The sequence below is a fragment of the Pseudomonas sp. P4_C1 genome (assembly GCF_056402155.1).
This window is the reverse complement of the sequence record NZ_JBFUHY010000021.1, coordinates 22,004-34,319: the sequence shown is the minus strand read 5'-3', so window position 1 is coordinate 34,319 and position 12,316 is coordinate 22,004. Positions and strand designations below refer to the sequence as shown.

Here is a 12,316-nt window from a genome sequence, read left to right as displayed (position 1 = left end):
TGGGCCTATATTCACAAATCCACTGTAGGAGCGAGCCTGCTCGCGATGGCGTCTTAACATTCAACGCAAATTCCCAAGCGTCGACCCCCGCACAATCAACCGCGCCGAAAAATCCACCGTCCGCACCGGACCGTCATCCCCACGCAAACGCTTGAGCAAACACTCGAAAGCGCTCGCGCCAATCTCGGCAGTCGGCTGGGCGAGGGCAGTGATGCCGCTGCCCACCAAGGGGTACCAATCCAGGTCATCGAGGGCGATCAGGCCGACATCCTCGAACAGCTTGCACTGCAATTCCCGCAAGGCATGGGTGCTGGCCAACGCCGCAATCCCATTCGCGCAGAACAGGGCTTTCGGGCCGGGACCTGGCGCATCGAGGAAGGTTTTCAGTCGGGCAGTCAGTTCGCTGCCGGTTTCGATGAGCGTGCCGCGAAGCGCCGGACGCTGGGCAATCCGCGCCTTGAAACTGCTGACCCGCTCGATTCGCGAACTGGTGCCGTCATAGGGTTCGGTGACTAGCAGCACATCGCGGTAGCCCTGGGCTTCAAGGTGGGTCAGAGCCATCTCGACCGCCGCCGGGTTGTCCAGCCCGACCAGATCGCTTTCGAGCTGCTCGACCTTGCGGTCCACCAGTACCAGCGGCATTTCCCGGTGCAGTTCGCGCAATTCATCGCGATGGTGGCCGAGGGTGTTCACGATCAGGCCTTCGATGTTGTAGGAACGCAGCAGGGCCAGGTGCTGGCGTTCCTGCTCGTCATCGCGGTCGGTGTTGCACACCACCAGGCTGTAGCCGTGCCGACGGCACGCGGTTTCCACCCCGTGCATCACGGCAATCGAATAAGGATTGCGGATATCGGCCACCAGCATGCCGATCAGGCGGGTTCGGCCGCGCTTCAGGCCGCGGGCCATCTGGTTCGGGCGGTAGCCCAATTCGGCAATCGCCTGCTCGATGCGCAAGGCAATTGCATCGGAAAGCAGGGCACGGTCTTCGCCAATGAACCGCGACACGCTGGCCTTGGAGACCTTGGCGTGTTCGGCCACGTCAAGCATGGTCACGCGGCTGCGCTGGGCGGCGGAGAAATCGTTCACGGTCTGAAACCTTCTTATTGGATTTATAAGGTCGAGTGCTTCGTGAGACAGCACTGAAACCGGTTTCAGAAGACACCAAAATCCAATTCGCCGTCAAGCCCCTAATGGTTGATTGTCGAACAATGAGCGACAAGTGACCGTCAGGCCAGCACGCTCAACCATGCCGAACCCAGCAGCAACAGGCCCATGCAGCGATTGAAGCGTTGCATGGCACGGGGTGAGCGCAACCAGCGGCTTGAACCGGCGCCGAGCATCGCCCAGACCGCGAGACATGGCAGGGAAACCAGAAAAAACACCAGGGACAAATACACCACCTGCACGGCGCGATGCTCGCCACCCCCGGCGAATACGCTGACCACCGCCAGCGCCATCATCCAGGTTTTCGGATTGACCAGTTGCAGGCTGGCGGCGCCCATCCATCCGAGGCGCGCTTCGCTGTTGCGGGCGGCAATGGCAGTCGCCGGGGTGCTGAAAATCTGCCAGGCCAGATAACTCAGCCACGCCACGCCGGCCCATTGCATGACGCTTTGCACGGCGGGCCACGCGGTCAATGATGAACCGATGCCCGTGCCCACCAGCAACACGAGCGTCGCAGCGCTGGCACAGGCGCCGACGATGATCGGCACAGCCGCGACCCACCCGTATCGAGCGCTGTTGCTTAGCACCAGAATATTGGTCGGGCCGGGGGTGATCGAAGCCACAAAGGCAAACAGCAGGAACGGCAGTAACGTCGGGAACGAGGGCAGCATCGCGGGCTAACTCCGGTGAAGATCAGTGAAGTCGATCTTCACAATCCCGGGGGTTATCTGTCTGGAAGATTTGAGCAGCGTTTGCGGTACAGCGCCGGCGTCAGGCCGTAGGCACGCATGAACCAGCGCCCCAGATGGCTCTGATCGGCAAAGCCCAGCGCCATCGCCACCGCCGCCGGTTGTTCGCCACGGGCCAGCAGGCGGCGGGCGGTGGCCAGGCGGAGTTGCACCAGATACGCGTGGGGCGCCATGCCATAGGCAGCCTTGAACGCGCGGGAGAGGCGGAAGCGGTCGACGCCTGTGACGGCGGCCAGTTGATCGAGGCCGATGTCGTATTGCGCGTTGGCATGCAGGTATTCCCGGGCTTTCTGTGCCACCCGCGGCAGACGCGGGTCCTGGCCATCGCGGGCGCGCCAGTGCAAGTGGCTGGTCAGGCGCTCGAGCAAACCGTCGAGGGCGGTCTGGCGGACGATCTTCAGTTCACCGCGATGCAGGGTTTCAAACGCCAGGCTGGTGGCCTGGGCCAGACGCGCATCGCAGGCCAAGGTGGCGGCGAAGCTGAGCTGGCTGTTGTCGGGGGCATGGTCGAACACGGCACTGAGTTCACGCTGCAACCACTGTGGGTCGAGGTACAGCATGCGGTAGGTGAAACCGTCGGCGGTCGGGGCTTCGCCGTCATGGATGTCACCCGGTTCAAGCAGAAACACCTTGCCCGGCGTGCTCTGGTGCCTGGCCCGTCGGCAATTGAATTGCTGGACCCCTTGCTCGGTAACGCCCACCAAATAGCTGTCATGCCAGTGCGGGTCGTAGGCGTGACCTTCGAAATGCGCGCGCAGGGTCTCGATGCCGGTGTCGGCATCCTGGGCCAGGTCGATCCAGTTGTGAGTGTTCATGGGGTACCTGTGAAACGGTTTGCCGGGCTATTAAACCCCTCGGCCGAGGACCATGCCTAGAACGTTTGTGCAGGCATCAGCCGAACAGGCCGGCGGCGATGTTGATCGAGAACCCGAGAATGGCGGTGTTGAACAAAAAACCGATCAACGACTGCGCCAGCACGATCTTGCGCATGCCCCGGGTGGCCACACCGACATCCGAGGTCTGCACCGCCACACCGATGGTGAACGAGAAGTACAGGAAGTCCCAGTAGTTGGGGGTCGTCAGGCCTTCGGCAAAACGCAGCGCCGGTTCCTTGCCGTCCCAGATGTAATACAGCCGGGCGTAATGCAGGCTGAAGATGACGCCGATCAGTAGCCATGAGCCGATGACGGTCAGCGCGGTGAAGCCGTAGTGCAGCAGCTTGCGGGTGGTTTCCAGGTCTTTGCTGCCGGCCAGTTCGAAGGTGATGGCCGCCAGGCTGGCCAGTGCCGCAATGCACACCAGCGCCAGCACCAGCCCGGCGTTTTCGTCTTCGATTTCGGCGATGCGTTTTACGTCAGTCGCTTTCGAACGCACGGTGAGCCAGAACATCAGCAACAGGTAGATCCAGACGCCGGCATTCCAGCCGATGAGGATCTTGCCGATCGGCGAATCGGCCGGAACCAGAAAGCCCACCGCGATGCCCAGCAGGATGGCGGCGGACAGGCGAGGGTGGGTGCGTGCGAGGAAGATCATGGAGGCTCGTTGGATTGGGGCTGTGCAATCACCTTAGCCCAGGTGAACACATTCTTGAAATCACTGAGGCCCCCTGTGGGAGCGAGCTTGCTCGCGATGGCGGGCTGACAGTCAACACAGTCATCGACTGACACACCGCCATCGCGAGCAAGCTCGCTCCCACAGGGACCAGTGTTTGGTCAGGTGTTTTTATGTCGCTTGCGCACCAGCTTCATCACCACCACAAAAAACACCGGCACGAACACCACGGCCAGGGTCGCGGTGATCATCCCGCCGATCACCCCGGTGCCGATGGCTTGCTGGCTCGCCGAACTGGCGCCGGTGGCGATCGCCAATGGCACCACGCCCAGGATGAACGCCAGCGAGGTCATGACAATCGGCCGCAAGCGCAGGCGTGCCGCTTGCAGGGTGGCGTCGATCAGGTCGTGGCCTTCGTCGTACAGGCTCTTGGCGAACTCGATGATCAGGATCGCGTTCTTTGCCGACAGGCCGATGATGGTGATCAGCCCGACCTTGAAGAACACATCGTTGGGCATCCCGCGCAAGGTCACTGCCAGCACCGCGCCGAGCACACCCAGTGGCACCACCAGCAGCACCGAGGTCGGGATCGACCAGCTCTCGTACAACGCCGCCAGGCACAGGAACACGATCAACAGCGACAACCCCAGCAGGATCGGTGCCTGGCTACCGGACAGGCGTTCCTGCAACGACAACCCGGTCCATTCCTGGCCCAGGCCTGCCGGGCCTTGCGCCACCAGCCGCTCGATCTCGGCCATGGCCTCGCCGGTACTGTGGCCCGGCGTCGGTTCACCGGAAATGCTGATTGCCGGGTAGCCGTTGTAGCGGGTCAACTGCGCCGGGCCCTGAGTCCACTTGGCCTGCACAAAGGCCGACAACGGCACCATTTTTTCATGGGTGTTGCGCACGTGAATCTTCAGCAGGTCAGCCACCTGACTGCGCTGGTCGCCCTCGGCCTGCACCACGACGCGCTGCATCCGCCCCTGATTGGGAAAGTCGTTGATGTAGGCCGAGCCCACGGYCGTGGACAGCACGTTGCCGACGTCGGCAAAGGACACACCCAGCGCGTTGGCCTGCTTGCGGTCGACGATCAGTTGCACCYGCGGTGCCTCGGCCAGGGCGCTTTCGCGCACGTTCATCAGGATCGGGCTTTTTTCGGCCGCCGCGAGCAGGTCGGTGCGAGCCTCCATCAACTTCTCATGACCGAGGCCGCCGCGATCCTGCAGGCGAAATTCGAATCCGCTGGAGGTACCCAGGCCATCCACGGGCGGTGGCAGTACGGCAAATGTCACCGCGTCCTTGATCTGGCTGAGGGCAACGTTGGCCCGGTCGGCAATCGAGCTGGCCGAATCGTCACTGCCACGCTCGGACCAGTCCTTGAGCGTGCTGAACGCCAGCGCCGCATTCTGCCCGCTGCCGGAGAAGCTGAATCCGAGAATCACCACGCTGTCACGAATGCCCGGTTCCCCGGCGTTGTGCGCTTCAACCTGCTCGGCCACCTGCACTGTGCGGTTCTTGCTCGCGCCCGGTGGCAATTGAATGTCGGTGATGGTGTAACCCTGGTCTTCCACCGGCAGGAACGAGGAGGGCAGACGACTGAAGCACACGCCCAGACCCACCAGCAGCACACCGTAGATCAGCAGGAAACGCCCGCTGCGTTTCAGTGCATAGGCAACCCAGCCCTGATAGCGCTCGGTCAGTTGCTCGAAGCGACGGTTGAACCAGCCGAAGAAGCCGGTCTTTTCGTGGTGTTCGCCCTTGGCAATCGGCTTGAGCAATGTCGCGCACAGGGCCGGAGTCAAGGTCAGGGCGAGGAAGGCCGAGAACAGGATGGACGTGGCCATCGACAGCGAAAATTGCTGGTAGATCACCCCGACCGAGCCCTGCATGAACGCCATCGGAATGAACACCGCGACCAGCACCAGGGTGATGCCGATGATGGCCCCGGTGATCTGCCGCATGGCCTTGCGCGTGGCTTCCTTGGGTGACAAACCCTCGGTGGTCATGATTCGCTCGACGTTTTCCACCACCACGATGGCGTCGTCCACCAGAATGCCGATGGCCAGCACCATGCCGAACATGGTCAGCACGTTGATCGAAAACCCCAGCGCCAGCATTGTCGCAAAGGTGCCCATCAGCGCCACCGGCACCACCAGCGTCGGAATCAGCGTGTAGCGGATGTTCTGCAGGAACAGGAACATTACCGCGAACACCAGCAGCATCGCCTCGAAGAGGGTGTAGACCACTTTGGTGATCGAGACCTTGACGAAGGGGGAGGTGTCATACGGGATCTTGTATTCGACGTTCGCCGGGAAGTAGCGCGACAGTTCATCCATCTTCGCCCGCACCAGGGTCGCGGTGTTCAGGGCGTTGGCACCGGGCGACAACTGCACGGCGACGGCGGTGGACGGCTTGCCGTTCAGGCGCGTGGAGAACTGGTATTCCTGGCTACCGATCTCGACCCGCGCCACATCGCTGACGCGCACGGTAGAACCGTCCGGATTGGCCTTGAGGACGATGTCGGCAAACTCTTCGGGGGTCGACAACTGACCCTTGACAAGAATGGTCGCGGTGATTTCCTGGGTGGTGCGGGTCGGCAGGTCGCCGATGCTGCCCGCCGACACCTGGGCGTTTTGCGCGACGATGGCGGCGTTGACGTCCGCCGGTGTCAGATTGAAGGCAAGCAGTTTTTGCGGGTCGATCCAGATCCGCATCGCCCGCTCGGCGCCGTACAGCTGCGCCTTGCCGACGCCGTCCAGACGCTTGACCTCGTTCATCACGTTGCGCGCCAGGTAATCGCTGAGCGCCACGTCGTCGAGTTTGCCGTCGCTGGACGTCAGGGTGATCAACAGCAGGAAACCGGAGGAGACTTTCTCCACCTGCAAACCTTGCTGGATCACCGCTTGTGGCAGGCGTGACTCCACGGCTTTCAGGCGGTTCTGCACATCGACCTGAGCCAGTTCCGGGTTGGTGCCCGGCTGGAAGGTGGCCTTGATGGTCGCGCTGCCGAGGCTGCTCTGGGATTCGAAATACAGCAGGTGATCGGCGCCGTTGAGCTCTTCCTCGATCAGGCTGACCACGCTCTCGTCCACGGTTTGCGCCGAAGCGCCCGGGTACACGGCGTAGATTTCGATTTGTGGCGGCGCGACATCCGGGTATTGCGCCACCGGCAGTTGTGGAATGGCCAGCGCACCGGCCAGCAGGATGAACAGGGCAACCACCCAGGCGAACACCGGGCGGTCAATAAAGAACTGCGGCATAAAAAAGCGTCCTGCTTACTGACCAGTCACCTGGGCAAGTGGAAGAGGGGTGTCGTCGATCTGCACTTTCTCGCCGGGGCGGGCGTGCTGCAGTCCCTCGATGACGATGCGGTCGCCTGCTTTCAGGCCGCTGGTGACGATCCAGCGATCGTTCTGCACGGCGCCCAGTTCGACCGGTTGCTGGCCGACCCGCTGTTCGTCGTCGAGCAGCAGCACCTGGGCGATGCCGGCGCTGTCGTGCTGGATGGCCCGTTGCGGCACGCTAATGCCCTGCTGGTTGACCGCTTGTTCCAGGCGTACGCGCACGAAACTGCCGGGCAGCAAGTCGAGGTCGGGGTTGGGGAACTCGCTGCGCAGGATGATCTGGCCGGTGCCCGGGTCGACGCTGATGTCACTGAACAACATTTTGCCCGGCAGCGGGTACAGGCTGCCGTCATCCTGAATCAGCGTGGCCTTGGCCTGGTCCTGGCCGACCTGCTGCAACTGGCCGGAACGGAAGGCGCGGCGCAGTTCGTTGAGTTCGCGGGTGGACTGGGTCAGGTCGGCGTGAATCGGGTTCAGTTGCTGAATCAGCGCCAGCGGCGTGGTTTCGTTCTGCCCGACCAGCGCGCCTTCGGTGACCAGCGCGCGACCGATACGCCCGGAAATCGGCGCGGTGACGGTGGCGTAGCCGAGGTTCAGCCGGGCGCGTTCCACCGCGGCCTTGTTGCCGGCGACGTCGGCGGCGGTCTGCCGTGCGTTGGCCCGGGCGTTATCGTAGTCCTGACCGCTGATGGCCTTGTCGTCGATCAACCGGGCGTAGCGCTGCTCCTGCAGCCGGGCCTGGAACGCATTGGCTTCGGCCTTGCGCAACGCCGCTTCGGCGCTGTCCAGGTCGGCCTTGAACGGCGCCGGGTCGATGCGGAACAGCACATCACCCTGTTTCACATCACTGCCTTCACGGAAGGTGCGCTGCAAGACCACGCCAGCCACGCGGGCACGCACTTCGGCCATGCGCGGTGCGGCAATCCGCCCGCTCAGTTCGCTGCTGATGGTCAGCGGCCGCGCTTCGATGGTTTCGATGCGAACCGTGGCCAGCGGCGTCTGCTCTTCGGCAGTCGGCGCCTTGTCGCAAGCGGCCAGCATCAGCGCCAGTGCAATCAGGCTGAGCCTGGCAAGCAGATTGTTTGACATGTAATAACCCCAATAATGACCCCAGCATCCTACTGGGCGCAGGCGAGGGTAGCGGTGAAGCTTTGTTGGTGCTGTGTGAAATTGTGTAAGGGTTTTACTCAGGTGTGCGTGAGGGCGTATATCCTTCAGTCCTTGATTTCTATTGCGCCAGATACGCCGCCATCGCGAGCAAGCTCGCTCCCACAGTGGCCGGTGGTGTTCACAACATTTGTGTTCACATCAAATCCCTGTGGGAGCGAGCTTGCTCGCGATGGCAATCTATCTGGCGCCAAAGCACTTTCTGGAAACACCCCATGCCCAACATCCTCCTGGTCGAAGACGACACCGCCCTCGCCGAACTGATTGCCAGCTACCTGGAACGCAACGGTTATTCCGTCAGCGTGATCGGTCGTGGTGACCATGTGCGCGAACGAGCGCGGCTCAATCCGCCGGACCTGGTGATCCTCGACCTGATGCTGCCCGGCCTCGACGGCTTGCAAGTCTGTCGTTTGCTGCGCGCCGATTCGGCGACCCTGCCGATCCTGATGCTCACCGCCCGCGATGACAGCCACGACCAGGTCCTGGGCCTGGAAATGGGCGCCGACGACTACGTCACCAAACCGTGCGAGCCGCGGGTGCTGCTGGCCCGGGTGCGAACCTTGTTGCGCCGCAGCAGCCTCAGCGAACCGCAGACCGCCAACGACCGCATTCTGATGGGCAACCTGTGCATCGACCTGTCTGAACGCACCGTGACCTGGCGCGGGCAATTGGTGGACCTGTCCAGTGGTGAGTACAACCTGCTGGTGGTGCTGGCCCGGCATGCCGGTGAAGTGTTGAGTCGCGACCAGATCCTGCAACGCCTGCGTGGCATCGAATTCAATGGCACTGACCGTTCGGTGGACGTGGCGATTTCCAAATTGCGGCGCAAGTTCGACGACCACGCCGGCGAGGCGCGCAAGATCAAGACCGTGTGGGGCAAGGGGTACTTGTTCAGCCGTTCCGAATGGGAATGCTGAGCCGATGTTCAGAATCCTCTTTCGTTTGTACCTGGTGACCATCGTCTCCTTCAGCGCCGCGATTTACCTGGTGCCGGATCTGGTGATCAAGGTGTTCCACGAGCGCTTTGTCACCTACAACCTCGATTATTCCCGTGGGCTGCAAACGCTGATCGTCAAACAGTTTCACGCGGCCCCGACGGAACAATGGCCAGCCTTGGCCAAGGAGATGGACGAGGACTTCGAACCGCTGCACATCGTGCTCGGCAGCAATGACGACAGCAGCCTGACGCCTGATGAACAGCAGCGTTTGCAGCGCGGCGAGAACGTCGTGCGCGTGGGCGACTGGGGTTGGCGCACGCTGGCGGTCGCGCCGCTGAATGAGCACACCGTGGTGCAAATGGTCGTGCCGCCCGATCCACTGGACGTCAACCTGTTGTACTGGAGCATCAACGTCCTGATCGGCGCGACCATGCTCGCTTGCCTGTTGTTGTGGCTGCGCCCGCACTGGCGTGATCTGGAGCGCCTCAAGGGCACGGCCGAACGCTTTGGCAAGGGGCACCTGAGCGAGCGCACGCAAATCTCCCCGAGCTCCAACATTGGTAGCCTGGCCACAGTGTTCGACACCATGGCCGGCGACATCGAAAACCTGCTCAACCAGCAGCGGGACTTGCTCAATGCGGTATCCCACGAGTTGCGCACGCCCCTGACGCGCCTGGATTTCGGCCTGGCGCTGGCGCTGTCCGACGACTTGCCAGCGGCCAGCCGCGAGCGCCTGCAAAGCCTGGTGGCGCACATTCGTGAGCTTGATGAGCTGGTGCTGGAGTTGCTGTCCTACAGTCGCCTGCAAAACCCGGCGCGGCTACCAGAGCAGGTCGAGGTGTCGCTGGATGAATTCATCGACAGCATTCTGGGCAGCGTCGACGAAGAACTGGAGTCCCCGGATATCGTCATCGACGTGCTGCTGCACGGCCAACTCGAACGCTTCAGCCTGGACCCGCGCCTGACCGCTCGCGCCCTGCAAAACCTGCTGCGCAACGCCATGCGCTACTGCGAGAAGCGTATCCAGATCGGTGTGCAGGTGTATGCCGGCGCCTGTGAAATCTGGGTCGACGATGACGGCATTGGCATTCCGGATGACGAGCGCGAGCGGATTTTCGAACCGTTCTACCGCCTCGACCGCAGCCGCGACCGCGCCACGGGTGGTTTCGGTCTGGGGCTGGCGATCAGCCGCCGCGCCCTGGAGGCTCAGGGCGGCACGCTGACGGTGCAAGCCTCGCCCCTGGGTGGGGCGCGGTTTCGCTTGTGGTTGCCGGGTTCGGCCTGACGCGCTTCGCAGGCACTGTCGCAGCGCCTGCGTTGAGCCAGGGTTTCTCAGGTACTCAGGCGACTACGCAACAGCTTCGCCATCGCCTCCAGATCCGCGATCGGCTGATGCCCGATCAGCATCCAGGCGTGTTCCATGTCAGCCCAATACACGATGTTCAGCTCGCGCCGCTGTTCATGGGCGAATTGGCGGCTGCCGCTGTTGGAGCGGGTTATGCACAGCGCCATGGGGCCGTGCACCGGATCGAGGTAGGTGATCTGGGCAATGGGCGCGCCGTCGTACTCGAGGATTTGCGCACGCTTGAACTCGGCACGAGGCAGGCTCAGTTTTGCCGGCGCGAGATCGAGGCCCAGGCGCGCATCGATGGTCCGCAGTTGTGCCCGTTGGGCGGCTTCATCAGCGGGTAAATGATCCAGGGTTTCCGGCACGTAGAGCGCCATGTAATCGGCCACCAGGCCGCGCCAGTTGTGTGTCTGCCGACTCGCTTGCCAGCCGAGAAACAACCGGTCCGCCAGCACGCCGCCGGCCAACAGTGCGGCCGCGGCGGCAAGGAACCAGCGCCGGTTGAGCCCGGGGCGGACGGGCGAGGGCAGCGTCGCGAGCATGGCTTGCAGGCGATCCACCGGCGCCTGCCGGGCCAGTTCATCGTAGGCGTCCTTGAACGGCAGGCTGCTGCGATCCAGCCATTGCAGGCGCAGGCCGAGCATCGGGTCTTTGATGATGGCCGCGTCGACGCGCGAGCGCTGCTCGGCATCGAGTTGGTTGTCGAGGTAGGCCACCAGTTGTTCGTCCGAGGTTCTCGCGCTCATCAATGTTCTCCTCGGTAAGGGTGCGGCACCGTGTGCAACGGTGGATATTCGGCCAGTTTCGCCCGAGCGGCGGCCAGGCGACTCATCACCGTGCCGATGGGCACTTGCAGCACGTCGGCGACTTCGCGGTAGGACAAGCCCTCGACGTAGGCGAGAAACACCGTTTCGCGCTGGGTCTCGGGCAACGCATCGACGCGACGGATGACTTGTGCCGCCAACACATGGGTCTGGGCCACGGATTCACCATCGAACGACAAGGCCTCATCGGCATCCACCTGACCCTGACCCTGACGCACCCGCTGGGCGCGGACTTCGTTGAGCCAGATCGAATGCAGAATGCTCAGCAGCCAGCGGTCCATGCGCGTTCCCGCCACGAATTGCGCGGCCCGTTCCAGCGCCCGCACGCAGGTGGCCTGCACCAGGTCATCGGCGACATGCCGTTGCCGGGACAGCAGCAGGCCGTAGCGCCATAACCGCGCCAGATGCTGGTTCAGTTCCGTTCGTATTGCCTGATCGCTGGCGATGGCGACCTCCGTCCGCTCGGGTTGTCAGGTTTTCGATGAGTCGTTGATGGCTTCGGCCAGATCCTGGTACTCCTCGCACTGGGTATTGCCGCAGATGGATTTGATCTGCTGCAGTTGCTCCTGCGCGAGATCCAGCCGGCCTTTGATCACATAGGCCTCGCCGAGGTATTCGCGGACTTGCGCGTACTGCGGGTCGAGTTTCACCGATTGCAGGTAATAGCCGATGCCTTCGTCGGTACGCCCTAGTTTACGCGTGGCGTAGCCGCGATAGTTCAGCGCTTTTGCCGTATTTGGCTGTTTCAGCGTGTCAAGCAGGGCAAGAGCTTCTTCGTAACGTCCGTCCTTGGCCAGTTGATACGCATAGTTGGTGCGGTCTTCGTCCGGCACCAGGTTGCTGGTCTGCCTGACGCACCGCTGCGATCGGGTATCCAGCACCTGACCTTTCGGGCAGGTGGGTCTGGTGGGCATGTCGTTACCGCCGCCACCACCGTTGGCCAGGGCAAGGGAGCCGGACAACGCAACGGTCAGCAACAGCGGGGTCATCAGAACGGCAAAACGAATATTCATGGGCTTTGCTCCAGAGGTTCACGGGTTTCAGATCAGGTCGCGCCTCGTCAGACGCAGTGCAAGGTCGATGTGATGAGAACACTGCAGCATGAACAATTATTCGTTGTGGGAGCGAGCTTGCTCGCGATAGCGCAGTGTCATTCAACGTTTATGTCGACTGAAACTCCGCTATCGCGAGCAAGCTCGCTCCCACAGAGGATTTGTGCCGGGCACAATTG

At 62.6% G+C, this 12,316-nt stretch carries 11 protein-coding genes; 2 read left to right on the top strand and 9 right to left on the bottom strand.

Annotated elements, in window-relative coordinates:
* Nucleotides 1–60 precede the first annotated feature (60 nt).
* The 6 genes from AC1DU9_RS14815 to AC1DU9_RS14790 all read right to left on the bottom strand — a co-directional run bounded on the left by AC1DU9_RS14815 (nt 61) and on the right by AC1DU9_RS14790 (nt 7,897).
* Nucleotides 61–1,086: a LacI family DNA-binding transcriptional regulator gene (locus tag AC1DU9_RS14815; RefSeq protein ID WP_317851133.1), complete on the bottom strand. Its 1,026-nt coding sequence runs from the start codon at nt 1,084–1,086 to the stop codon at nt 61–63.
* A gap of 140 nt (nt 1,087–1,226) precedes the next feature.
* Nucleotides 1,227–1,835 (bottom strand): LysE family translocator, encoded by a 609-nt coding sequence (locus AC1DU9_RS14810; protein ID WP_223463097.1) that lies wholly within the window; start codon nt 1,833–1,835, stop codon nt 1,227–1,229.
* A 53-nt stretch (nt 1,836–1,888) separates the two neighbouring features.
* The gene (locus tag AC1DU9_RS14805; RefSeq protein WP_223463098.1) at nt 1,889–2,728 is read right to left on the bottom strand and encodes an AraC family transcriptional regulator; all 840 of its coding nucleotides are present in this window, start codon (nt 2,726–2,728) and stop codon (nt 1,889–1,891) included.
* 76 nt (nt 2,729–2,804) lie between these two features.
* Nucleotides 2,805–3,446, bottom strand: a complete 642-nt coding sequence (locus AC1DU9_RS14800; RefSeq protein WP_477810414.1) for a DUF1345 domain-containing protein — start codon at nt 3,444–3,446, stop codon at nt 2,805–2,807.
* Between the two features lie 179 nt (nt 3,447–3,625).
* A complete protein-coding gene (locus AC1DU9_RS14795) occupies nt 3,626–6,724 on the bottom strand; it encodes a multidrug efflux RND transporter permease subunit (RefSeq protein WP_477810413.1) in 3,099 nt (1,032 codons plus the stop codon).
* Between the two features lie 15 nt (nt 6,725–6,739).
* Nucleotides 6,740–7,897 carry an efflux RND transporter periplasmic adaptor subunit gene (locus AC1DU9_RS14790; protein WP_477810412.1) on the bottom strand — a complete coding sequence of 386 codons (1,158 nt, stop codon included), beginning with the start codon at nt 7,895–7,897 and terminating at the stop codon, nt 6,740–6,742.
* 293 nt (nt 7,898–8,190) lie between these two features.
* On the opposite strand from AC1DU9_RS14790, the gene AC1DU9_RS14785 reads away from it, so the two are divergent.
* Both AC1DU9_RS14785 and AC1DU9_RS14780 read left to right on the top strand, forming a co-directional pair.
* Entirely contained in the window at nt 8,191–8,892 is a 702-nt protein-coding gene (locus AC1DU9_RS14785; RefSeq protein WP_223463102.1) for a response regulator, read from the top strand.
* A 4-nt stretch (nt 8,893–8,896) separates the two neighbouring features.
* Nucleotides 8,897–10,198, top strand: coding sequence for an ATP-binding protein (locus AC1DU9_RS14780; RefSeq protein ID WP_477810411.1), 1,302 nt, complete (start codon nt 8,897–8,899; stop codon nt 10,196–10,198).
* A gap of 47 nt (nt 10,199–10,245) precedes the next feature.
* On the opposite strand, the gene AC1DU9_RS14775 is transcribed toward AC1DU9_RS14780, so the two are convergent.
* From AC1DU9_RS14775 to AC1DU9_RS14765, 3 genes are all read right to left on the bottom strand, one after another.
* Nucleotides 10,246–11,007 (bottom strand): anti-sigma factor family protein, encoded by a 762-nt coding sequence (locus AC1DU9_RS14775; RefSeq protein ID WP_477810410.1) that lies wholly within the window; start codon nt 11,005–11,007, stop codon nt 10,246–10,248.
* Nucleotides 11,007–11,489 carry a sigma-70 family RNA polymerase sigma factor gene (locus tag AC1DU9_RS14770; RefSeq protein WP_477810422.1) on the bottom strand — a complete coding sequence of 161 codons (483 nt, stop codon included), beginning with the start codon at nt 11,487–11,489 and terminating at the stop codon, nt 11,007–11,009. Before AC1DU9_RS14770 ends, AC1DU9_RS14775 begins: the two co-directional genes overlap by 1 nt.
* Nucleotides 11,490–11,555: 66 nt before the next feature.
* A complete protein-coding gene (locus AC1DU9_RS14765; protein ID WP_223463105.1) occupies nt 11,556–12,098 on the bottom strand; it encodes a tetratricopeptide repeat protein in 543 nt (180 codons plus the stop codon).
* Nucleotides 12,099–12,316: the final 218 nt, after the last annotated feature.

Bases quoted from the DNA above. Each gene is read 5' to 3' on its own strand.
- AC1DU9_RS14810 (WP_223463097.1), bottom strand. From the start codon at position 1,835: ATGCTGCCCTCGTTCCCGACGTTACTGCCGTTCCTGCTGTTTGCCTTT.
- AC1DU9_RS14805 (WP_223463098.1), bottom strand. From the start codon at position 2,728: ATGAACACTCACAACTGGATCGACCTGGCCCAGGATGCCGACACCGGC.
- AC1DU9_RS14800 (WP_477810414.1), bottom strand. From the start codon at position 3,446: ATGATCTTCCTCGCACGCACCCACCCTCGCCTGTCCGCCGCCATCCTG.
- AC1DU9_RS14790 (WP_477810412.1), bottom strand. From the start codon at position 7,897: ATGTCAAACAATCTGCTTGCCAGGCTCAGCCTGATTGCACTGGCGCTG.
- AC1DU9_RS14785 (WP_223463102.1), top strand. From the start codon at position 8,191: ATGCCCAACATCCTCCTGGTCGAAGACGACACCGCCCTCGCCGAACTG.
- AC1DU9_RS14780 (WP_477810411.1), top strand. From the start codon at position 8,897: ATGTTCAGAATCCTCTTTCGTTTGTACCTGGTGACCATCGTCTCCTTC.
- AC1DU9_RS14775 (WP_477810410.1), bottom strand. From the start codon at position 11,007: ATGAGCGCGAGAACCTCGGACGAACAACTGGTGGCCTACCTCGACAAC.
- AC1DU9_RS14765 (WP_223463105.1), bottom strand. From the start codon at position 12,098: ATGAATATTCGTTTTGCCGTTCTGATGACCCCGCTGTTGCTGACCGTT.